The 21,033-nt window shown below is 43.3% G+C and carries 20 protein-coding genes; 8 read left to right on the top strand and 12 right to left on the bottom strand.

Annotated elements, in window-relative coordinates; all coding sequences use genetic code 11:
• Window positions 1-228: 228 nt before the first annotated feature.
• From panP to L4D76_RS18065, 6 genes are all read right to left on the bottom strand, one after another.
• On the bottom strand, window positions 229-1,875 hold the full coding sequence (gene panP, locus L4D76_RS18090) for a pyridoxal-dependent aspartate 1-decarboxylase PanP (RefSeq protein ID WP_428442283.1): 1,647 nt from the start codon (window positions 1,873-1,875) through the stop codon (window positions 229-231).
• Between the two features lie 153 nt (window positions 1,876-2,028).
• Window positions 2,029-3,009 (bottom strand): DUF2860 domain-containing protein, encoded by a 981-nt coding sequence (locus L4D76_RS18085; RefSeq protein WP_428442282.1) that lies wholly within the window; start codon window positions 3,007-3,009, stop codon window positions 2,029-2,031.
• Window positions 3,010-3,283: 274 nt separating this feature from the next.
• Complete coding sequence (locus tag L4D76_RS18080) at window positions 3,284-3,796, bottom strand: hypothetical protein (RefSeq protein ID WP_428442281.1); 513 nt, start codon at window positions 3,794-3,796, stop codon at window positions 3,284-3,286.
• Between the two features lie 286 nt (window positions 3,797-4,082).
• Window positions 4,083-4,184 carry a MetS family NSS transporter small subunit gene (locus tag L4D76_RS18075; RefSeq protein WP_107284445.1) on the bottom strand — a complete coding sequence of 34 codons (102 nt, stop codon included), beginning with the start codon at window positions 4,182-4,184 and terminating at the stop codon, window positions 4,083-4,085.
• A gap of 2 nt (window positions 4,185-4,186) precedes the next feature.
• Window positions 4,187-5,668 (bottom strand): sodium-dependent transporter, encoded by a 1,482-nt coding sequence (locus tag L4D76_RS18070; RefSeq protein WP_428442280.1) that lies wholly within the window; start codon window positions 5,666-5,668, stop codon window positions 4,187-4,189.
• Window positions 5,669-6,044: 376 nt separating this feature from the next.
• Window positions 6,045-6,647, bottom strand: coding sequence for a hypothetical protein (locus L4D76_RS18065; RefSeq protein WP_428442279.1), 603 nt, complete (start codon window positions 6,645-6,647; stop codon window positions 6,045-6,047).
• A gap of 130 nt (window positions 6,648-6,777) precedes the next feature.
• Here L4D76_RS18065 and cydH point away from each other — a divergent pair, with 130 nt between their 5' ends.
• On the top strand, window positions 6,778-6,882 hold the full coding sequence (gene cydH, locus L4D76_RS18060) for a cytochrome bd-I oxidase subunit CydH (RefSeq protein ID WP_428442278.1): 105 nt from the start codon (window positions 6,778-6,780) through the stop codon (window positions 6,880-6,882).
• A 94-nt stretch (window positions 6,883-6,976) separates the two neighbouring features.
• Window positions 6,977-8,224: a patatin-like phospholipase family protein gene (locus L4D76_RS18055; RefSeq protein WP_428442277.1), complete on the top strand. Its 1,248-nt coding sequence runs from the start codon at window positions 6,977-6,979 to the stop codon at window positions 8,222-8,224.
• Between the two features lie 89 nt (window positions 8,225-8,313).
• Here L4D76_RS18055 and L4D76_RS18050 read toward each other — a convergent pair whose 3' ends face one another.
• Window positions 8,314-9,219: a manganese-dependent inorganic pyrophosphatase gene (locus L4D76_RS18050; protein WP_428442276.1), complete on the bottom strand. Its 906-nt coding sequence runs from the start codon at window positions 9,217-9,219 to the stop codon at window positions 8,314-8,316.
• 358 nt (window positions 9,220-9,577) lie between these two features.
• Here L4D76_RS18050 and L4D76_RS18045 point away from each other — a divergent pair, with 358 nt between their 5' ends.
• From L4D76_RS18045 to emrD, 3 genes are all read left to right on the top strand, one after another.
• On the top strand, window positions 9,578-9,943 hold the full coding sequence (locus tag L4D76_RS18045; RefSeq protein WP_428442275.1) for a hypothetical protein: 366 nt from the start codon (window positions 9,578-9,580) through the stop codon (window positions 9,941-9,943).
• 377 nt (window positions 9,944-10,320) lie between these two features.
• The gene (locus L4D76_RS18040; protein WP_428442274.1) at window positions 10,321-10,920 is read left to right on the top strand and encodes a GTP cyclohydrolase II; all 600 of its coding nucleotides are present in this window, start codon (window positions 10,321-10,323) and stop codon (window positions 10,918-10,920) included.
• A gap of 417 nt (window positions 10,921-11,337) precedes the next feature.
• Window positions 11,338-12,519: a multidrug efflux MFS transporter EmrD gene (gene emrD / locus L4D76_RS18035; protein WP_428442288.1), complete on the top strand. Its 1,182-nt coding sequence runs from the start codon at window positions 11,338-11,340 to the stop codon at window positions 12,517-12,519.
• Window positions 12,520-12,614: 95 nt separating this feature from the next.
• Here the strand turns inward: emrD and L4D76_RS18030 are convergent, their stop codons facing one another.
• Complete coding sequence (locus L4D76_RS18030) at window positions 12,615-12,941, bottom strand: HI1450 family dsDNA-mimic protein (RefSeq protein WP_428442273.1); 327 nt, start codon at window positions 12,939-12,941, stop codon at window positions 12,615-12,617.
• A 602-nt stretch (window positions 12,942-13,543) separates the two neighbouring features.
• Between L4D76_RS18030 and L4D76_RS18025 the strand changes: the two genes are divergently transcribed.
• The gene (locus L4D76_RS18025; RefSeq protein WP_428442272.1) at window positions 13,544-14,317 is read left to right on the top strand and encodes a nucleotidyltransferase domain-containing protein; all 774 of its coding nucleotides are present in this window, start codon (window positions 13,544-13,546) and stop codon (window positions 14,315-14,317) included.
• Window positions 14,318-14,409: 92 nt separating this feature from the next.
• Complete coding sequence (locus L4D76_RS18020; protein WP_428442271.1) at window positions 14,410-16,788, top strand: DNA polymerase II; 2,379 nt, start codon at window positions 14,410-14,412, stop codon at window positions 16,786-16,788.
• Between the two features lie 67 nt (window positions 16,789-16,855).
• Here the strand turns inward: L4D76_RS18020 and L4D76_RS18015 are convergent, their stop codons facing one another.
• A complete protein-coding gene (locus tag L4D76_RS18015; protein ID WP_428442270.1) occupies window positions 16,856-17,167 on the bottom strand; it encodes a hypothetical protein in 312 nt (103 codons plus the stop codon).
• A 297-nt stretch (window positions 17,168-17,464) separates the two neighbouring features.
• Between L4D76_RS18015 and L4D76_RS18010 the strand changes: the two genes are divergently transcribed.
• Window positions 17,465-17,719 (top strand): DUF1289 domain-containing protein, encoded by a 255-nt coding sequence (locus tag L4D76_RS18010; protein WP_428442269.1) that lies wholly within the window; start codon window positions 17,465-17,467, stop codon window positions 17,717-17,719.
• Between the two features lie 97 nt (window positions 17,720-17,816).
• Here L4D76_RS18010 and rplY read toward each other — a convergent pair whose 3' ends face one another.
• From rplY to L4D76_RS17995, 3 genes are all read right to left on the bottom strand, one after another.
• Window positions 17,817-18,095: a 50S ribosomal protein L25 gene (gene rplY / locus L4D76_RS18005; protein WP_428442268.1), complete on the bottom strand. Its 279-nt coding sequence runs from the start codon at window positions 18,093-18,095 to the stop codon at window positions 17,817-17,819.
• A gap of 215 nt (window positions 18,096-18,310) precedes the next feature.
• The gene (gene radD, locus L4D76_RS18000) at window positions 18,311-20,053 is read right to left on the bottom strand and encodes a DNA repair helicase RadD (RefSeq protein WP_428442267.1); all 1,743 of its coding nucleotides are present in this window, start codon (window positions 20,051-20,053) and stop codon (window positions 18,311-18,313) included.
• A gap of 236 nt (window positions 20,054-20,289) precedes the next feature.
• Window positions 20,290-20,784, bottom strand: a complete 495-nt coding sequence (locus L4D76_RS17995) for a GNAT family N-acetyltransferase (RefSeq protein ID WP_428442266.1) — start codon at window positions 20,782-20,784, stop codon at window positions 20,290-20,292.
• Window positions 20,785-21,033 lie beyond the last annotated feature (249 nt).

Genomic DNA, 21,033 nt, shown 5'->3' with positions numbered 1-21,033 from the left:
GATTCAAGCCTTGTTCGATAAGAGCAGGATCGAGAACATCAGCAAGACTTTGAAAGTCAGTACGGCTGTTAAGGGAAACGGAGGCAAGAGCATCTGAAAGTTGCATAAAAAAATCCGGAATCATTAACTGATTCCGGATTATGTCAGCCTCATAGGATCGTTCAACTGATCCTTAACTGATCGGCATTAGACATTGGTCAGGCTTTATTTAGTTCAAAAATACGGCGTTTATTGCCGCAAAATGCGTGCAGTGATTTGACGTATTTGAGGCATGCTATGAAGGCTTTCTTGAGCTAGCTCTTTTTGTTCCTCAAGTACGCTTTTCAGGATGGTATTTGTCGTTAAAGGATTAGCCAATACAACACGGAAAACCGTGGTAATTTTGTGACCCCACTTCTCTGGTGTCAGACGTGTACGTGATACAAAGGATTTTCCTGACTCACGCTGTCTTTTCTGAATGAACTTGGTCAGATCATTCAGAGCTTCTAGTAATATAAGCCTGTCTCCAGTATTTGCTAGCTGAAGGGCTTTTTGTGTTTCTGCTGGCACGTAACGATAGGTCAGCAGGCATAATTCAGGTTCTGTGATAAGTTCAAAATCAGCGTCTTGCCTGATCAGTTCAGCAAAGTATTTGGCCTTTTCAATACTGTTGTTGATCAGCATTTCGTATCCTGGGCGGCTAATAATGTTCATGCTGGCGAACAGCAGCATGGCCATGCCACTCCGCGATCCTTCTAACGTATGGCTACCCAGATCTTTCGACCCTTTACGTAATATATATTCGGCATGATGCTCAATCGCAGCCACTGAAGCCGGATTTTTGAAAATCACCATACCCGCACCCATCGGCACATACAGTTGTTTATGGGCATCAATCGTTACCGAATCAGCGCGCTCTATTCCTTTAAGTAACGGGCGGTACTTATTCGACATTAAAGTCGCACCGCCCCAAGCGGCATCAACATGGAAATGACAGTCATGCTCAACAGCAATGTCTGCGAGTTGATCAAGCGGATCAATATTGCCTGTTTCCGTGGTGCCTGCTACACCCACAATCGCGAACGGCTTAATGTTTTTCGCTTTCAATGAGTTGAGTGTGGCTCTGAGTTCGTCAAGACGGACACGGTTATTGTCATCCGTTTTGACCGGGATAACACAGTCGCGACCAATACCCAGTACATCTGCGGCTTTCTTTAAGGAATAATGGCCACGCTCAGAAACGAGCACTGCCAGGTCGTCATAGCCGTAATGTTTCATTGCCCGGAATAGTCCTTCTTGAGCAACACCACGAAATTTGCCGTCAGGCCTCAATACGTTATTACGGGCAACCCAGAGCGCAGTGATGTTTGCGATCGTTCCACCGGAGCAAAATGCCCCGAGAGAGTGGTTAGCGCTATGCATCCATTGCTGATAGAAACTCTCGTCTTCATTGAAGATTAAGTTATGCATCATTCCCAGAACCTGGCGTTCCAATGGGGTGAATGCCTTTGATGTCTCAATCTTAACCAGGTTTTGGTTCAGACCGATCATGATTTTTGATAAAGGCATCAGAAAATAAGGCAGGGCTGAGGTCATGTGACCGATAAAACTCGGCGCAGAAGTATGCACCGATTGGGCAACCAGCTTATTCAGTAAAAATTGGGTGTGATCGGAAACGAAGGTTGGACTTTCAGGGATATCAGCAGAAGAGAAGTCCTTTTCAATCTCAGCAAGCGGTTTTTCACTCGCTGCAATATGGGTACGCAGAAACTCATTCAGGTTCTGCGAAATTTTTTGTTCAATCAATCCTAAGGTTGATTCGGGTGCTTCCGGCACTGTAAAAATGCGATGCAAAGATTCTAACGACGCATCGGCTTTTCTGTTATCCACTGCCATAATAAATTGGTACTTTCGGTTAACTTCCGCAAATTATTGCTAATTTAATGGAATTTGGTATCGATGTCTCGAAAAATTTCCACATTGATATAGAAAATACTTAACAAACTCAGGTGAGAGTATTGATATAGCTAATCAGAATTTTGGATGAAATCAAAATGTATAGTTAACACCAACCGTCATTACAAGTGACTTTTCATCATAAAAACTGATGGTTGAGTTGCTGTTGTTGTAACCGATCAACGATACCAGCCCCCAATTATTCCAGCCAAATGGTTTGTTGTATGCGTAGGCAAGGAAAGCCCCCCAGCGGTCATCTTGCTGACGTTGGTCGAATACCGGGTTGTTACCATCAAAATGGGCAAGATCATAGCTCAAGGTAAGCGCAAGGCTTGAGCTTGGCAATAACTGGATAATACCTATTTCTGCACCGTAAACATCACTAGCCATCGCTTCTCCATCTGCATCTATGCGGGTGTAGTTCAAAGCACTGCGCAAAAAGCGTTTAGCGCTGATGGGGTAGCGATAAGCACCTTCCAGATACAAGATGTTACCTTCTCTTTCTAATAACGCTTGCTCTTGTGGAGTAAAATTACCTTGGCCACTTTTTTCATTATCAATTTTTTGCTGACCAGTTGCGACTTCGACAGAAAAGTCAGAGCCTAAAATATTGTCATACTGAAAGCGTAAGCCCTGAATGTTTGAATCGGTCTTTTTACGAGGCTGATTTTCGAGATAGGGATCCTGCCATGTGTTCTGACTAAGCAGGCCGGGTACATAGCTGAAACTGATAATACCGTTTTGTTGAAGTGATTGACGGTAACCTAATTCAACGTGGAAACGGCCTAAAGCGACATCGGAGTGACTTGTTCCAAAGAATAGCTGTTTATCTGCACTGTTGAAGGTGTATTGCACCGAGCCCAAAGGGGAAATCAGGGCTTCGGTCTTTTTTTCACCAGACTGCGACAGTGAGGATGTTATTTCGTTGTCAGTATTAAACTGCGAAGTCGTTTGGGTAAACCCCGCAAGCAGGGAGATATCGCCGCTAAATCCAGGTTGCCATTTTTGACCAGGTTGAGCCATAACAGGCGCAGAGGCCAGACAGATGAGCAGGCCTAAGTAAAGAGGCTTCATTTTGATTCCTTGTGAAAAAACATAATATTTATTGTAATTATTCAGATGGTTAGCCGGTAAGATATGAACTTATACATAATTGCAGAATATGGCATGTCAGTAAATTGTAAAATAATTATCTTGTCTGAAAACAGGCCGTTTTACAGGTTTTTGAGAGCTATGCCGGACTATTAATGAAGAGGCAAACTCTCGTCGATAAAACGGGATAGATAAATATCGACGAGCTTCGCAGGTGAATGTGTTATACCAATCGGGATAATTATTCTGATTGGTATTATTTACATTCGATGTTAGCGATCTTTGTCATTTTTTCGTTATAGGCGCTAAGCGGCTTATCAATGTTACCCGGATGGGTGAGAAGCTCTGCAAATGCACTACGAAGCTCATAGTTTTTTGCATGAGGTTTACTTTGGCGATCTTCAAACGCTTTCTTCGCATAAACACCGAGCTCATCTTGCTGCTGCGACAGTTTCTTTACGTCGTGTTGAGTTAGTTGTAGCCAAGATTCAACGGATTGAGACAAGTCTAAGCGACTTTTGTCATTATCTAAATACCAGTCAACGGCTTCGCGATTGAGTTCGAAGTGATGTTTACGACCTTCTAAAAACCATTCCCCGACATTTTTAAGGCCTTCATCTTTCTGTACAGCCAAATCAACCAGACTTTGATACCAACTAAGCGATGCATCAACATACTGGTGATATTTATCGCTCTCGCAACTGCCAGTTGAAGCGAATGCAGTACTCGGAAGCAGTACGAGTGAAAGAATTAAAGCAGGTAACTTCATTGCCTATCCTTGAAATGTCAGTATTGATTTTTGTGCGATGATTGTAACGGGATGATTGTCAAAAAGAAAATGATTCTTTACGGGAATGATTCGTGGCTAACAATTATCGGTGTTAACGATCGTTTTCTTGTTATGGCAGTAGAAATTTTTTCGTATTCAGATCACTGTATTATGGACAGAGAATCTAGTGGTCAGGTTGAAAGAGTCGCGATATCAAGATAAATAAAAAGAGGCTCAATGAGCCTCTTTATTGTAATTAGCTAATCCTAAGATTCACTAATTTGAATTACTTGCCGTTTTTCTTCATTGCTAAGGAGATGCAGTAAGCTGCGCCACCCCAGGTAATACCAAAGCCAAACAGCATCATGATAATTGCACCTGTTGTCATAATTAACCCTCCAGCTGGCGTTGTGGTTTGGATGTTAGGTTGATGATAACAGCGGCTACAAACATTGCTGCAATCAGTCCCCAACCAAGTAGTAATAAGTCAGATATTTCGTAGCCACCGTAACCGTCGGTCAAGGTATTTGAAAGGTTAGTGACAAGGATCAGTGCTAACATTGCCGGACTCAGGAAGCGGATACAAACTTCGAACCACTTACCAATGTTGAATTCAGAGACGTTGTTTGCATATTCACGAATATCAGCCATTTTCAGTAACCAGCCAATCACAACCAGTTCAACCAGACAGCTTGCTAGCAGTGCAACGTTATTAATGAAGTAATCAACTAAATCAAGCAGTAACAGACCACCGCTTGTTGCGAATGCCATGGATACTGCGAAGCCGACACCACAAACGATAGAAGCTGCCTTCTTACGCGACCAATTCAACTTGTCAATGACTGCAGAGGTTACCGCTTCAATGATTGAAATATGTGAGCTCAGACCTGCAACAACCAGTGCTAAGAAGAACAGCGGACCAAGAATGTATGGCGCAGGCAGTAAATTAATTGCTGCGGGAATAGTAACAAAGGCCAGACCAACACCCGCGGAAACCACTTCCGTCAGAGGTTTTGCCTGATCTTGAGCCATGTAACCCAATACTGCGAAGATAAGGACACCAGCAGTGATAGAGAAACCACAGTTAATTAATACTGTCATGAACGCATTGTTATTAATGTCAGATTTCTCTGGCAAATAACTTGAGTAAGCAATCATGATGGCGAAACCCACACTCAGGGTGAAGAAGATCTGACCGTATGCAGCTGACCAAACACTTGGATCAGTAATCTTGCTGAAGTCTGGCTGGAACAGATAGTTAAGACCGTCCAGTGCACCCGGCAGGAACACGACCCGAGTGATTAAGCCAACCACCATAATAAATAGCAGGGGCATCATGATCTTACTTGCACGTTCGATACCGCCTTTAACACCGGTAAAGATAGCTGCAAAAGTAATACCCCATGCAAGGATCATTGGAATTGCAATGTGCGTCTGCAGGTTGCCCAACTTAGTTGGAGAGTTATCACCTAATTGTAAGTATTCGCTAAAGAAGAAGGCATTTGTGTCTGCCCCCCAGCTTTGGGTGAATGAAAATCCAAGGTAAGAGATAGCCCAGCCAATGACCGCTACATAATAGACGGCAATAACTGCGGCGATGAATACCTGGAACCAACCCAGCCATTCGAGCTTGCCACCCAGCTTAGAGAATGCGCGAGGAGCTGCACTACGTAATTTATGACCGAGAGTAAATTCCATGATCATAAAAGGAATACCGGCGGAAATCATGGCAAAAAGGTAAGGGATAAAAAATGCGCCACCGCCATTTTCATAAGCCATATACGGGAATCGCCAAATATTACCAAGACCGATGGCTGAGCCAACGGCAGCTAAGATAAATCCGGTACGGGAACCCCATTGTTCTCGTTTCATAAACATCTCCTTATGTACTGCTATTCTCTATGAAACTAAATTTTATTAGAGATAAATTCTCTAATTCATCGTCCTGCTCCGTGGAATATGGATTGATAGACCACGTAATGAGATGAGATTAACCAGAGATAAATTGTAAAGCAATAGAGTGTGCGTTTGTTAATGATGTTGAGCTGCAGTGTTAACGGTTGGTTTTTTACTCTATGGGTTGCCAAATATGGCCGTGTGAGGATGCTAAGGCGGTATTAATCACTGCCTATTGAGTAAATAGCAGGTTTTAATTTTATTTTGAAGCACTTGCAAAAATGACTGTAAAATAGACAAAAACTAGCAGGTAGGGTCTGAAATAGTATTAAAAGGCTATATAAATTGGTAACTAGAAAGAAWAGCTAACACCAATATTGGTTTGGACCTGGCTGAGGATTTTTGAATCGACGATTATGTGGCAGGTTTGGTTTCCTGATGGTAAGTGACAGATAGCGGTTGTATGGCTGTCGATGAAGTTTGCTAACCAGCGACCTTCAAAAACAACTTTAGCATTTTTATTCATTTTGTATTCAGCTCCGCCGAATAAACCGCCAGAGAATAAGGCACTGTTTTCAGACCAATCACCATCGACAAAGGTTGCGCCCAGGCTCGCACCGAAAAAAGCGTCTAGTTTTGTCATCGCTTCATAGCGCAGAGAGCTTTGGAAATGTAAGTAAGTAAAGGAGCCATCTCCTTCCAGCCCTTTCATTTCTGTGGGTTGGTGGCTTAAAAAAAGTCCCACACGGCCTGGTTCGACATTTGTTTCTACGGCCATTGCTATATGTGGGTCGTTTTCAGGTTGAAGTTTTATGCCATTTTCATCTTTTACCTGATTAGAAAAGGTATAGCCAATATAAGGCGTAACGAAGATAGGGTTATCGGCAAGAGCATAAGTAGAGACGAAGGCGAATAGAATACATCCTGAAGTGAATGGTAATGCTGATAACTTCATCGTTTTATTCTCATTTTTCAGTTCCGATATTATGTTTAATTGTGACAGTTATCCTAAAATCTCGCATTTAATTTAGTGAGAATCTTGAAGTCACCCTAAACTAAAGTTATCGTGATGTTGGGTTGTTGTTATGGTTGGGTGTGGCATGGATAAAGATCTCAAATTTGCAATTATTGCAGCAGTTGTAACATTTACAATCTTGATTGGATTTGGTCTCACTGCAATTATTGCGTAACCTGTTAATTTTATATGCTTCGTTCCGTTTCTGTTTAGTAATAGATGTTATTCTGTCGACAGTATGTCCTCGTAATTTTTAACGTGAGTAGACTATGACGAATCATCTGCCGTTCAGCTTAAGTGCCTTTGATTTACAAACGGTAAACGCATTTTCTACCCAACTGAATAGTGGGCGGAAAAAGAAAATAGCGCTAGTTGTGCAAGGGGGAGGCCAGAAGGGGATATTTACTGCAGGTGTCTTTGACTCCTTTCTTGAGGCCGGATTTGATCCGTTCGAACTGTATATTGGCACTTCAGCCGGTGCGCTCAACCTCTCTTCGTTTATTAGCCGTCAGTCCAGTTTTGGCTACAATTTCATTGTCAATTACACGACAGATAATGAGTTTTTCAATCTGTATAAGTACCTCAGTAAACAAAAGCCGATGAATTTAGACTGGGCGCTGGATACGATATCGGCTGAAGGGCTGACGCCACTCGATATTGTGACTGCACGGCGAAATTTACAATATCGCCAGGCGTTTGCCTGCGCTACCCGTAAAGATACCTTACAAGATATTTATCTGCCTATGTATCAACAAAACTGGCAGGAGGTGCTTCGAGCGACGTGTGCAATTCCCATGTTGTATAACCAGCCAGTCAACTTACAAGACTTGGAATGGGTTGACGGCGGTGTAAGTGCAGCCGTCCCTGTTCAAGAAGCCTGGAAGCGCGGAGCAGACCTTGTTGTTGTGGTAAGAACCCAACCGCTTGAAAATAGCGATGATGGATTTGGGGTATTTGATGATTGGCGAGAAAAAATTGAAACTAGCCTGCCGCAATATATTGAAAAGCTTAGTCTGAACGAGTCGCTGGATAAATTTAAGTCAATTCACAACGATCTCACCCAGCGCTTTGAGATGTGGAAGGGGGGTTGGAACGATAAGGTTGTTAAAAAAGAACATCAGCGCCAACAAGAACAGCAAAAGGTAATATCTGAGTTAACCGAGCCGGAGAAAAATAATAGTGACAGTGGGAAATGGTTTAGTTCCGACAATATCGAACGCTTTTTGGCTATAACAGGTAAGGGGAAAAGTAGCGAAGTGATTGAGATGCTTGCTCGTTACTATCAGACTTGTCGTGAAGTAGATGAATTTCTGGTTCAGCCTCCTGAAGGGTTAAAGGTGATTCAAATTGCGCCTGAGAAAAATTTGCGCAGCAGAGCGTTACTGAGCGAAAAAGATGATCTGGAAGTTGATTACCGTGAAGGCAAACTGATTGGCCGACAGTTTGTTGAACATTTTGCGGCAGCGCTTAATGAAACAACAAGGCTTAGTGAAATCAACGGTCACCATGAGAAATAAAAAACTTTAAATAAAACAACAGCTCCCAAAACAAAAAGGAACGCAATCGCGTTCCTTTTCAATGGACGGGCATAAATAAGTGATTGTTATTACGCCAGAACTTTCTGCAGCCAAGGCCAGCCTTGTTTCTTGCGGCTTAGCGTGTTTTCCATCATCAGCAGACCATTGTCAGTATATTGCTCTAAGGTTGCATTCCATTCACCTTTGAATAGCAGACGTGTTGTGCTGGTCGTAATATCAGTCAGCATTAAGGCAGCCATTGCCAGGCCATCTTCATCACAACGACGCTGAAGATCAGCATTCAGCTCATCAATCATGCTGTCAACTTGCTCAAGAGTCGCAAGTTCGATCTGACCAACAACAACGTCACGGTTGTTGAATGGGTAAGCTTTAAGATCTTTTTCAACCAGCTGAGAGGCAGAAAGACCGTCGATATCTGTTTTTGCAATTAACAGATCTTTGATGAAAGCGTCAAGATCTTCAATACCAGCAATCGTTGCCAGTTCTGCTACCGCATCTTGGTCTTTTTGAGTACAAGTAGGAGAAGCAAAGCCAACAGTATCACTCAAGATTGCTGACATCATCAGAACCGCTAGTGGGCGAGTGATCTCGGCATTTTCCATTTTGAACAGGTTGAACATGATGGTACAAGTACAACCAACTGGCCAGATCCAAGCTTCTAGTGGGTTGGTTGTCGTTACATCGCCCAAGCGGTGGTGATCAACAATACCCAAGATCTCAGCATCAGCAATATCATCCGGGCCTTGAGCAAGGTCAGAATAGTCTACTAACCAGATGTTTTGACCGGCTACGCCAGTACACATTTCTGGTTGATCTACACCAGCTTGCTCTAGAATGTGTCGCGTTTCTCGGTTTAGCTCGCCTTGACGAACGGCTTTAGCTTCCAGGCCACGAGCCTTAAGAAGTTCAGCGCCGACAAGTGCTGAACAGATGCTATCACTATCAGGGTTTTTGTGACCTACAACTTGAATCATGATGTTTCCTTTACTGTGTCAAGTACAGCAACAATCTTGCTGTAAGACGGAATGGGACTAACCTGATCTGCTGATTGTTAAAATCATTGTCAGAACAAGTGATCAAACTCGGGCAATTTTAGATGTTTTTTCACAAATAACAATTAAAGCGGAGCAATAAAAAGTGTAGTTGGCTAAATTGAGAGCTTTTTTGATCGGTTTTATCATTCTCACTGTAAGGCGAGATGGTATATTTGCAGAAGTGTGATCAATCGGTGTATCTGAAATCATTCAAGAAATATTGGCTGACAACAACAAGATTCCTTTTTGACACCCAAAGGTGTATATATATTGCAACTTAAAATCCGGGAGTAGTGAAATGCAAGTACGACCAATGTATTTAAACATAAGATTAATGTTGCCTGTGGTGATCAGCTTATGGGTACTCGGAGCACATTTTTTGCGTGCAGGTGATGTCTTTGTTTGCCTTGGATTGGCGGTTGCACCGTTATTGCTTTGTATTAAGAAAAGCTGGGCTGCACGCACATTGCAAGTTGCCTTGCTGGGGGCTTCATTGATTTGGATGCAATCGACATATCAGATGCTGTCAACGCGCTTAATGATGGGGGACGATTGGGTCAGAATGTTTATTATTATGGTCGCAGTTATCTGTTTTACTCTTTTATCCACTTGTGTATTCCTGCATCCTGAGTGGGAGAAGAAATATGGCCTGAAGCCTGAGTAGCATGATGGTTCTTATTCTTTGATGCCTGTTGCATAATGAGTTCACCATTGTTTTGTTATAATATAACAATTATCATTGCTATCCTGAAACACAGGAATAGGTACCGGAACTTGTTCTGAGAGAATAACCTTAGTGTTGAAGTGCTGTTTTAGTGCAATAATTTTAGATATCATCTAGGTAAGATAGAGGAATGCCTGTCTGTCGTACAAAGTGATTTGAATCATGCTATTACGATATTTGGGTGTTTGGTGAAGATTATCAGCCTTCTTGGGATGTGAGTTAAGGTACTAAAGTGTGCTTTGACGTTTAATTGGCAAGTTCTACTAACCCAAATGACCCTGATCCCAGAGGGCCATTAAGAAGTACTTAGGAACAAAATGATTAATGTAAGGGCGAGAGTGCCTTTTAAAGTCGGCTTGAAGAGTAATATTCCAGCAGATTTGCTTTCTTTTAATGGCCTTGAATCTGGCAAAGAACATGTTGCAATCATTTTTCATGATGCAGACAAGCAGGCAGCAGCACCATTGGTACGCATGCACTCTGAGTGTTTAACCGGTGATGTATTTCACTCTTCTCGTTGCGACTGTGGTGAACAGTTAGATGAAACCATCGAAAAAATGGGCGAGATCGGTGGTGTCATCCTGTATTTGCGTCAGGAAGGCCGTGGTATTGGTTTGTACAATAAAATCGATGCTTATGAACTGCAAAACCAGGGTATGAATACCTATGAGGCAAACAATCACCTTGGTTTTGGTGATGATTTACGTGATTTCACTGAAGCTGCTCTGATGCTAAATGCACTCGGGATTAATGAGATCCGCTTGGTTACCAATAATCCGAAAAAAATTCACGATCTTGAAAACAATGGGATCAAAATCGTTGAAGTAGTCGGCACCAAAACACACGTTAAAGACGGTAATGAAAGTTATCTGAAAATAAAAGCGAGTCATGGTAAACACCGATTCAATTTCGACTGAGAATTTGTCACTATTCAACGTTATGCTCTGAACGCAGTACTTGATTGAGCGGAAACGTAAAAAATATTGAATAACAGAAAAGCCCCGAGTGTTCGGGGCTTTTCTATTTATGGCAATCTATTTAACTATCACTCACAATTATCCATTACTTTTTCTAATCCAAATCATAATAAAGTTTCGTGCTTAATGGCACGCTAATTTCTTGCTTGAATATCATTTCACAATTACTATCATCGCTCTTGAAGCAGAGTTAGAAACTCCATATCACATGTAACCTAGTCTTATTTATTGGCTGCGTCTATATATGCAGAGTTATATCCTGCTCATGGGCGGATTTTATCAAATGCTCGTAAATTTCCTTTATATTGTTCTGTTGTGAGGGTATAGGTTGTGGTTCAGCAATCTTCTTCTGCTAAAATGGCAAAGTTGTTATTTTTAATTATCATTCTGGCTGCTGCCGGCCAGATGACGCAAACTATGTATGTACCAGCCATTCCTGCGATGGCACATGATTTTGCTGTTAAATCGTCATATCTACAGGCCGTTATGGCTGCTTATTTAATCCCGTATGGTTTATCTCAATTTATTTATGGACCGCTCTCGGATCGTGTTGGCCGTCGTCCAGTGATTATTGTGGGAATGGTGATCTTTTTGCTGGGTACTGTGGGTGCCTTGTTTGCCACTTCATTTGAGTTTTTCTTACTGGCAAGTTTTATTCAAGGGGCAGGTACGGGTTGTAGCGGGGCGATGTGTCGAACTGTCACCCGTGACTGCTATGATGGTGCGGCGCTTCACAAAGCAAACAGCCTGGTTAGTATGGGCGTCATTTTCTCTCCGCTTATTGCACCGGTATTAGGTGGTTACCTGTCATCAATGTTTGACTGGACTGCGAGTTATGTTTTTTTACTGGTATTCGGCGCTGTTGTGACTGTTGCAATGATGGCTATGTTTACTGAAACACTACCCGTAGAAAATCGTCGTTATGAGCGTGTGTGGGTTAGCTATCGCTATGTGCTGGGCAATCGTCGTTTTCAGGGCTATGTGCTCTGCCTGATTGCAACGTTTGCGGGGATTGCTGTCTTTGAAGCTGCAGCGGGGGTATTGCTGGGCAGCGTGCTAAAACTGGATCCGAAAACAGTTAGCTGGTTATTTGTTTTACCATTACCGGGCTATTTAGCTGGAGCATGGCTGTCGGCCTTTATGGTTAAGCGAATTGGTAATACTCGTGTGATGAATGTAGGTATGCTGGCGATTATTGCAGGCGCGTTAACTATTCTGATCCCGGGTATGGCGGGATTAGTTACCGTAAGCTCATTGATTGGTGGCGCGTTTATATATTTCATTGGTGCGGGTGTCTTGTTCCCGGCAGCAACAACAGCAGCTATTCAGCCTTTTCCTCAACATGCCGGTACTGCAGGAGCAGTGCTTGGGGGATTGCAGAATCTGGGGGCCGGTATTGCGACGTTAGCGGCAGCATTCATGCGTGCAGAGGATCAATTTAGCCTCGGTGCGGTACTAACCGTGATGTCTGTTCTGGTAGTAATAAGCCTGTTTTGGGTTCGTCGTAGCCAACAGCCCGATACGCCCGTATTAGCTTAGAATAATATTTGAATTAAACAAAAGGCGATGTATTTCTACATCGCCTTTTTTATTGCTTTTCTAGTTTCTAGTTTCTAGTTTCTAGAAATACGATTTTAATCGCGTTTCCATAAAATATGGCAGAACTTATGCTCAGGATCGCGGCTAATCAACATTCTTGCGAAGACATCGTCAAGTTCGTCGTTTGCTTCATTAATCAGACCAATACGTACTTCGGCATAGAGTTCTTTATCGACGTCAAAACCCACATGGCCAGCCCAATCATCGCGTGTTTCAACGACTTCAGCAGCACCACGGTCTTCAAATTGAGCAGTAAAAAGAATAACGTCTACAGGCTCTAGGCTTTCTGGTGCCATTTCAAGGAAGATGTCGTAAGCCGCGTCAATAACGTCGTCAAAAGAAATTAGGTTTGATGTATCCATGTATTACATATATCTCTGGTTTGTGAGTGAAGGGATATTAGAACATGCTTTATGGTGGCGAGGTAGGGGGAGCGAGATATTTCTGGGAAACGCAGCCTCTTTTTTTGACTTTATTAAGATATTTAGCCGTGGGTATCTCGCTGAGTAAAATGTAGTGTTGAGAGATCAGAACACCGTTCAGTAAGCTAGTACCTTGACTCATTAATTATGATTGATTGAACAGATTAGTTTTTAATCGATGAAGCCAAACCATCGTCATCCTCGAAATCGCTTAATGTTGATCTTTTCATTATCGATTGGATTTACAGTAGCGATTATCGGGGATCCACAGTCCACTGAACCTTCCGTGCATGATGGATCCCTGATAACCGCCAGGTGAGTTTTGAGAAAGCTTGCAAGTTCAGTGTTTGGCGGTTTCTGGGATGACGGACTTCGACTGTTTTAATCAATCACCTTCACTGTGTTTAGGTACTAGGTGAATCTGTTTGGTCAACAGAGTCCTAGATTTGGTAGAATAGCGGTAACATTAAGTATCAGTTGTTTTGTCGCAAAAAAAAGCCAGTTTTTGTTACAAAAACACAGCAACAGAGAGAAAGAGTCTAGTGGTGAAAGCGTTACCCGTATTAGATGGCAAAACGCCTTTTCAACAGGAATATGTACCCGTCTTGTTAGATGCCGTTAAGCAGCTGCGAGCTGGATTTGGGGCATCGCTGCATAGTATTTATCTGTTTGGCAGCATCGCACGCCGCGAAGCAGTATTAGGGCAATCAGATCTGAATCTGACGTTAATTTTGCATCGGCCCCTCACTGTTTCTGAGCAGTCGCTGCTCAATACAATAAAGTGGCGAATATCTACCTATCATACCGATGTACCTTCGGTTGAGATTAAAGTCGGATATTTATCGGAAGTACTCTCGCTTGATGCCATTTTTAAGTGGGGCTTTTGGATAAAGCACTGTTGTCTCTGTTTGTATGGCGAAGATCTGTCGACGCGTTTTGGTTGCTTTGAACCAAGCTGGGATGTGGCGAAGGCTTTTAATGGTGATATCAAAGATGAACTGGCCGTTTACCGCCAGAAGATTATGAAGACGAAAGTGGTCAGTAATTACCTTGAGTATTGCCAGCATATCGCGAAGAAAATGCTTCGAAGCTGCTTTTCACTTGTGATGCATCGAGAAAAACGGTGGGCCCATACGTCAGAAGGTTGCGCAGAGGCTTTCTTAAAATATTACCCTGACAAAAGCCTTGAAATTGAGCGGTTATTTACCCTTATTAGTGGCACTCAAGTGCCAAAGCGTGCAGCGCTTTTTCTTCTTGATCAGTTTGGAGGCTGGATAGTGGCAGAGTTTGAGAAGATAGACCGTAAAATTGGCTAATCTAACTGTTCACCTTTTTACCGTTTCGTCCGATAGCGACTCAATAGGATGAGTCGCTATGTTTTTTCTTCATTGATGCTTTTGAGGCTTATTTGCAAACTCACCTAACAGGTTTTGTTTTAACGCGACAAAGTCGCGATTCTCACGGTCAGACGGAGATCGTGCTATGGGTTAAAACTGACCAAGGTCCCTGTCGTTTAGTTATTCATGGTGATAAACCCGTGTGTTTTATCCCTCTGGAAGAGCAGCAACAGGCCGCTCAAGCCTTTAGTGCTGCTAATCTCCAGGTGCAGTGGCGGGAGGTGTCGCTGCAGAACTTTCAACATAAACCTGTTCATGCTTGTTATACCCATACGGTTCGCGACAGCTTACAAATATCACAAATTCTTGCTGCCGAGGGACTGGATGGTTTTGAAACCGATATACGACTGGCCGATCGTTTTCTGATGGAGCGCTTTATCCGCGGTGGAATGGTGTTTACGGGTTTGCCTAAGCAAAAACTGGGCTATGTTGAATATACGCAAGTTAAAGCCAAGGCTGCTGATTATCTGCCTGAATTAAGCGTGGCGTCGTTAGATATTGAATGCTCAGAAAAAGGAATTTTGTATTCGGTTGGTTTACATAGCGAGGTGGATAGCCGCGTCATCATGGTGGGTGAGCCAAAGCCTGAAGATCATGATGAGCCATGGATCCAGTGGGTCGATTCAGAGAAAGCACTGCTGCTGGCACTTGAATCCTGGTTTTCTCAGTTTGATCCCGACCTCATCATTGGCTGGAATGTTATCGACTTTGATTTCCGTTTATTGTTAAAGCGCGCTGAGTGGAACAAACTGAGCCTGAGGATCGGTCGTGGTAAGCAAATACCGCACTGGCGTCAGTCTACACAAAATCCTAACCAGGGCTTTATTACCATACCCGGGCGGGTTGTTCTTGATGGTATCGATACCCTGAAAACCGCAACCTATAACTTTCGCTCCTGGTCACTTGAATCTGTTTCCCAAGAGTTGTTGGGCGAAGGCAAGCAAATTCATAACGTGCATGATCGCATGGCTGAAATCAACCAGATGTTCAGGCACGATAAACTATCGCTAGCTCGATATAACCTGCAGGATTGCAAGCTAGTTACCCGGATCTTTGAGCATACCCATCTGCTCGATTTTGCAGTGGAGCGCAGCCGTTTAACCGGTGTGGAATTAGATCGGGTTGGCGGATCTGTCGCGGCATTTACCAATCTTTATTTACCACAATTGCACAGGGCGGGATATGTTGCCCCTAGCCTTGAGAGTGATAACTGGATCGCAAGCCCCGGCGGTTACGTTATGGACTCAAAACCGGGCCTTTATGACTCGGTATTGGTATTGGATTTTAAATCACTGTATCCCTCGATTATCCGCTCATTCCGCATCGACCCTATGGGGCTGGTGGAAGGGCTACTATTGAATGAAGGGAAAGACAATAACCAGGCTATTGCTGGTTTTCGCGGCGGGCGTTTTCATCGTGAGAAGCATTTCTTACCCCAAATGATCGAGGATTTATGGTCTGCACGCGATCAAGCTAAGCGCGATGGCGATAAAGCATTTTCACAAGCCATCAAGATCATCATGAATTCATTTTATGGTGTCTTAGGCTCATCTGGCTGCCGATTCTTTGATCACCGTTTAGCATCATCAATTACGATGCGCGGGCATGAAGTACTATCTCGCACGAAAGATATGATCGAAGAAAAAGGCTACACCGTTATCTACGGTGATACTGATTCGGTCTTCGTACATTTAGGTAAAAGTCATACCCAAGATGAAGCCGATTCGGTTGGTAATCAATTGGTTGTCGTGATCAATGCAGCGTGGCAAGAACACCTTCGTGAAGAATATAATCTCGATTGCTACCTTGAACTTGAATACGAAACGCATTACCACAAGTTTTTGATGCCTACTATTCGGGGTTCTGATACTGGTTCTAAGAAACGTTATGCGGGATTAGTCTGGCAAGGTGATAAAGAAACGATCATTTTTAAAGGCCTCGAAACAGTCCGTACTGATTGGACTGTGCTGGCTCAGGACTTTCAGAAAGTCCTGTACGATAAAATTTTCCACGATCAAGATGTTGAAGAATATATTCGTGATTATGTGGAAAAAGCCAATGCCGGCGAGTTTGATGAGAAGCTTGTTTACCGCAAGAGGTTACGACGTAACCTGTCAGACTATCAGAAAAATGTACCACCTCATGTTCGTGCAGCTCGTATGGCAGATGACATTAATGAAAAAATGGGCAGGCCGTTACAGTATCAAAATGGCGGCTGGATAGAGTACCTGATCACAGTAAATGGCCCCGAACCGAAAGAGGCGTTAACCAGCCTTGTTGACTACAACCATTATGTAGATAAACAATTGAAGCCAGTCGCTGATGGGATTCTGCCATTTATCGGACGCAGTTTTGATGAAATCACAGCCCCACAGCTGGGGCTATTCTGAAGCAGTATAGGTATGACAAAAAAACGCGCTAATTAGCGCGTTTTTTGATTAAAAAGATTAGAGCCCGTTAATCGAAAAACTCGACATCAATTACCGCTGATTTGCTCGCATGGATTGGGTCAAATTTTATTGCACCACGATGAGGGGTGCATACTTTAAATACGTTACCACAATCAAAAATAGCCAGTACTTGTTCTTTAGTACGGAAGACGTCTGGTAGAGGCTGACCGATTTCGCATGTACATACTTGGCCTTCATGCAGCCATTGAAGTCTATGAATACGTTGAGACTGAGATGGGGCAGAAATGTGCTGAGCAATAGACGTAAAAACGGATTCTGCTTGAGCTGGGCTAGACGCCGATGGTACAAAAAAATCCATGGTTCCCTCCTGGTGAGTGTAGTGCGTTGATGGTTATAGAGTCTGATAATTAAACAGACGACACGAACTACTATTGATGGTTACCAATCCTGATAACCTTATACCCAAACCACCTCAAGAACCGAGGTGCTTTGGGTATAAACAGTATCAGAATTCAGCATGGTTTAGCAAGGTAAGTGCATAACCAGTCATCAATGCGTTGTGAGGAAATGCGCGCTATAAACGCGTGCGTGGTTAATACCAACCGGTATAAGATTTAGACTATTATAATTATTATATTTGGGGGGGGAGGGAGATATGGAACAACTTGAATTTTTTTCTATTCCCAGCCCTTGTGTTGGTATTTGTCAGGTTGATGAGCGAGGTTATTGCAGGGGTTGCATGAGAAGCCGGGATGAACGATTTAACTGGCAAAACATGACACCCGATCAGCAGCGCAATACGATTCGTTTATGTCGTCAGCGCTATCTTCGAATGATCAGACAAGCAAGAGCAGAGAAGGAGTCGGCAGAATCAATATCAGAAGACGATTCTCAACAGAGCCTTTTCTGACTGTTTCGTGTCATGCTCGGAACCCTATTTGAAAATATATAGTCCAAAAACAAAAAAAGCGCCGTTAGGCGCTTTTTGATTGAGTATGAACTCGCAATTAAATGCGTTTAAAGTCCATGTGCTCAACTTTTGGCTTGAACGCGTGACGTTGGATGTCTTGCGGCTTAACCTTAACTTCTTGACCATCAATCACTAGAACAAGACCTTCGTAAAACTCAGGCTTATCCATCTGGTGGATGATATCGCTGTGTAGGATCTCGATTGCAACAGGAGCTGCTTCGCCACCGTAGATGATTGCTGGGAACTTTTCTGCGAGACGTAGACGGCGGCTCGCACCTTTACCTAGGTCAGTACGTACAATTGCTTCAATTTTCATATTAAATACTCTTTAATTTCTTAATTTCACTGAGTAATGCGACCTTACTCAATGTCGTAAAAACGAGCGCGGATTCTAACATTCAGGTCAAGTCTTAGCAAGGCTAATAGTTGTCTTCTTGAATTAATTAGAAAAATCAACGTACAAGCGGGTGAATTGCCAGCATTCTGTCTGGAAAGGCACCGGCCTGATGTGTTCGTTTATACCGATTGGTATTACTCTTTCTTGTACTGGTTAAGATCGAACAGTTTATCGCGAATGACCCAAAAACGGCCGCTCTTTCTGGTGATCACGATTTCCGGTGGACGCAACCGGTGTTCATTATTGGCTACTTTAGTTGGCGCAGTATCGGTGAAAGGGCGATGACGATCGACCAGATGGGGGTTAATAAATTTCTTCAAAAAGGCTGATTTTTGGGTCTTTGTCGACAGCGGCCAGATCTCGCTGATTTCAGATCCTTCATCGCTGATATAAATGACTTTAAGCTGAGGCTTATCGAATTTATTTTTCCCGGCTTCAAGGCGCAAATCAACGCATTTCATGATCATGGCATCTTTGAGCTTCAGTGCATCCCGTAATTTTTTATCAGGGTCGACCATTACCGCATCACATTGGTGACATCGACGCGCAGCTATATCATTATCGGCGCCACACACTTCACAATACTTGGCCCGGAAGCGATAGCCACATTCTTCCCGTTCGCCGTCATCATCCTCAAAATAGCCCTGACAACGTCTGCCGTAATGTTCAACCAGAAATCCTGCAGGATCTAATTTTCCCCAGAAGCTGTTATTGAACCCACAGGCAGGGCAGGGCACCATGATGACGTCGCTGTCGCTGTTGGGCTTAGGATCGCCGACTTCTGGCTGGTACAAGTCATAACAGTTTCCCGCGTATTCCAGAACCAGACAATCTTTTTTGCCCTTAAACAGCCGGAGTCCGCGACCGACAATCTGCTGGTACAAACTGATAGATTCTGTCGGGCGAAGAATCGCGATTAAATCGACATGGGGAGCATCAAATCCCGTTGTGAGTACCGATACATTGACTAAGTATTTAATCTCCTGGCGTTTAAAGGCATTGATAATTCGATCGCGTTCATCAAGAGGCGTATCACCTACCACTAATGCAGCATTTTCGTTGTGCAAGTAACCCATGATCTCTTGGGCATGATTTACCGTTGATGCAAAAATCATTACTCCGCGACGTTCTTTTGCATAATCGATAACCTGTTCGATGATCATCGGTGTAGCCCGGCTCGATTTTTCTATAACGTTATCTAAATCAGCCTCACGATAATGTCCGGACGCAGAAGGTGTCAGGCTGGAAAAATCATAGCCGATGACTGCCATATCCATGACCTTAGGTTCCGTCAGAAAGTTTTCATCTAACAGATAGCGAATAGGGAGTTCAAAGATACAATCCCTGAAGAAGCGTTCCTGCTCAGTCTTCACTTGCCCTCTGGTGTGGTATTTATAGATCCAGCCCATGCCTAAGCGATAAGGGGTCGCGGTCAGGCCAAGGATCTTAATACCCGGGTTGATTTTCTGCAGGTGAGAGATAACCCGGCGATAAGCACTGTTTTCATCATCCGGAACGCGGTGGCATTCGTCGATGACCAATAAAGAAAACTCATTCGCAAATTGCTCCAGGCTATTGGCCATAGATTGCACGGAGGCAAATACCACTTGACGGTCCGTTTCTTTACGACCTAAACCGGCAGAAAAGATTGAAGCTTTCAGGCCATAACTTTCATACTTACTGTGGTTTTGCTCAACCAGCTCTTTTACATGGGTTAAGACTAAGACTCGCCCCCTGGCAATGCGGGCCAATTCAGCGACAACCAGGCTTTTACCTGCCCCTGTTGGCAATGCTAATACTGCAGGGCTGCTATTTTTCCGAAAGTAATGAATGGTGGCTTTGACACTGTCTTGCTGGTAAGGACGAAGGGTATACATGTTCGAGCAAACACTTATAGAAACTGGACTGGCAGTGTACCCAGATACTCAAACTACCTCAAGATGCAGTGTTCACGGGAATTCAGCATTTTGAAGTGGTTTGGCTATAGAAGAACAAATGGCGATGTAGAAGCTGCGATAGTGATGAAGGCCAATAGAGTGGTTCAGGACTATCTTTGGGCCCACGTTTGTGAGCCCGGCTACACGGTTATGAGGCTATGTTTATGAAGCCTTGTTTATGACGCTATGGTTAGTGGTATTTCTTCCGGTGTGATGATTTTTGTCATCATGCAAAATTGGCGACGTGGTACAAAATCATGCTTTTCATAAAAACTGCGTGCACCAGAGTTACCGATGTTTATCTCTAGTGACAGGGCGTGTACACCGCTATTGGCAAGATGGTGTTCAATCTGAGGGATCAGTTCGGTACCGATACCTTGCTGTCGCCATTCAGGCTTGAGGAAAAATTGGTCAATTAAGCCGACACGGCCCCCGTGCTCAAGGCTAAAGCTGTAACTGACGATGATGTGACCCGCAATCATTTTCTCGCCTTCATGCTCTACTTCAACAAACCATGCTTGGCCTAATTCAGGATTACTTAGCAGCTGGTGTATAGCTTGGCTTGTTTGTTCAATTTTTTGTGGTAATGCTTCGTAAGAAAAAAGCTCTTCGACGAGTTTTAATAGCATGTCAATAGAAGACAGACTTGGCGCAACAAGTGAGATTTTCATAGATTAACCTTGGTTGTTAGTCGATTCACTCATGTTTGATTACTGGTCGTACGTAATCAGTCTGTAGAGTGTCTATTCATTAAGACTGATTTAGAATAAAAATGTTCCGCTTTTTTGAGCTTAGTAATAGTTCGGAGAAAAAGGTGGGAAATTTTGCGATGAGTGTTGTTTTTTACTCATCTGATAACCGGCGATCATTGGATTGGAGATACCCAAACCACTGCATCTTGAAGTAGTTTGGGTATACAG

Source organism: Photobacterium sagamiensis (genome assembly GCF_050337085.1).
Classification (GTDB): domain Bacteria; phylum Pseudomonadota; class Gammaproteobacteria; order Enterobacterales; family Vibrionaceae; genus Photobacterium; species Photobacterium sagamiensis.
Note: the sequence above shows the minus strand (reverse complement) of the source record. Positions and strands in the feature narration are given on the sequence as shown.

Bases quoted from the DNA above. Each gene is read 5' to 3' on its own strand.
- panP (WP_428442283.1), bottom strand. From the start codon at position 1,875: ATGGCAGTGGATAACAGAAAAGCCGATGCGTCGTTAGAATCTTTGCAT.
- L4D76_RS18085 (WP_428442282.1), bottom strand. From the start codon at position 3,009: ATGAAGCCTCTTTACTTAGGCCTGCTCATCTGTCTGGCCTCTGCGCCT.
- L4D76_RS18080 (WP_428442281.1), bottom strand. From the start codon at position 3,796: ATGAAGTTACCTGCTTTAATTCTTTCACTCGTACTGCTTCCGAGTACT.
- L4D76_RS18075 (WP_107284445.1), bottom strand. From the start codon at position 4,184: ATGACAACAGGTGCAATTATCATGATGCTGTTTGGCTTTGGTATTACC.
- L4D76_RS18070 (WP_428442280.1), bottom strand. From the start codon at position 5,668: ATGAAACGAGAACAATGGGGTTCCCGTACCGGATTTATCTTAGCTGCC.
- cydH (WP_428442278.1), top strand. From the start codon at position 6,778: ATGGTTGGGTGTGGCATGGATAAAGATCTCAAATTTGCAATTATTGCA.
- L4D76_RS18055 (WP_428442277.1), top strand. From the start codon at position 6,977: ATGACGAATCATCTGCCGTTCAGCTTAAGTGCCTTTGATTTACAAACG.
- L4D76_RS18050 (WP_428442276.1), bottom strand. From the start codon at position 9,219: ATGATTCAAGTTGTAGGTCACAAAAACCCTGATAGTGATAGCATCTGT.
- L4D76_RS18045 (WP_428442275.1), top strand. From the start codon at position 9,578: ATGCAAGTACGACCAATGTATTTAAACATAAGATTAATGTTGCCTGTG.
- L4D76_RS18040 (WP_428442274.1), top strand. From the start codon at position 10,321: ATGATTAATGTAAGGGCGAGAGTGCCTTTTAAAGTCGGCTTGAAGAGT.
- emrD (WP_428442288.1), top strand. From the start codon at position 11,338: ATGGCAAAGTTGTTATTTTTAATTATCATTCTGGCTGCTGCCGGCCAG.
- L4D76_RS18030 (WP_428442273.1), bottom strand. From the start codon at position 12,941: ATGGATACATCAAACCTAATTTCTTTTGACGACGTTATTGACGCGGCT.
- L4D76_RS18015 (WP_428442270.1), bottom strand. From the start codon at position 17,167: ATGGATTTTTTTGTACCATCGGCGTCTAGCCCAGCTCAAGCAGAATCC.
- L4D76_RS18010 (WP_428442269.1), top strand. From the start codon at position 17,465: ATGGAACAACTTGAATTTTTTTCTATTCCCAGCCCTTGTGTTGGTATT.
- rplY (WP_428442268.1), bottom strand. From the start codon at position 18,095: ATGAAAATTGAAGCAATTGTACGTACTGACCTAGGTAAAGGTGCGAGC.
- radD (WP_428442267.1), bottom strand. From the start codon at position 20,053: ATGTATACCCTTCGTCCTTACCAGCAAGACAGTGTCAAAGCCACCATT.
- L4D76_RS17995 (WP_428442266.1), bottom strand. From the start codon at position 20,784: ATGAAAATCTCACTTGTTGCGCCAAGTCTGTCTTCTATTGACATGCTA.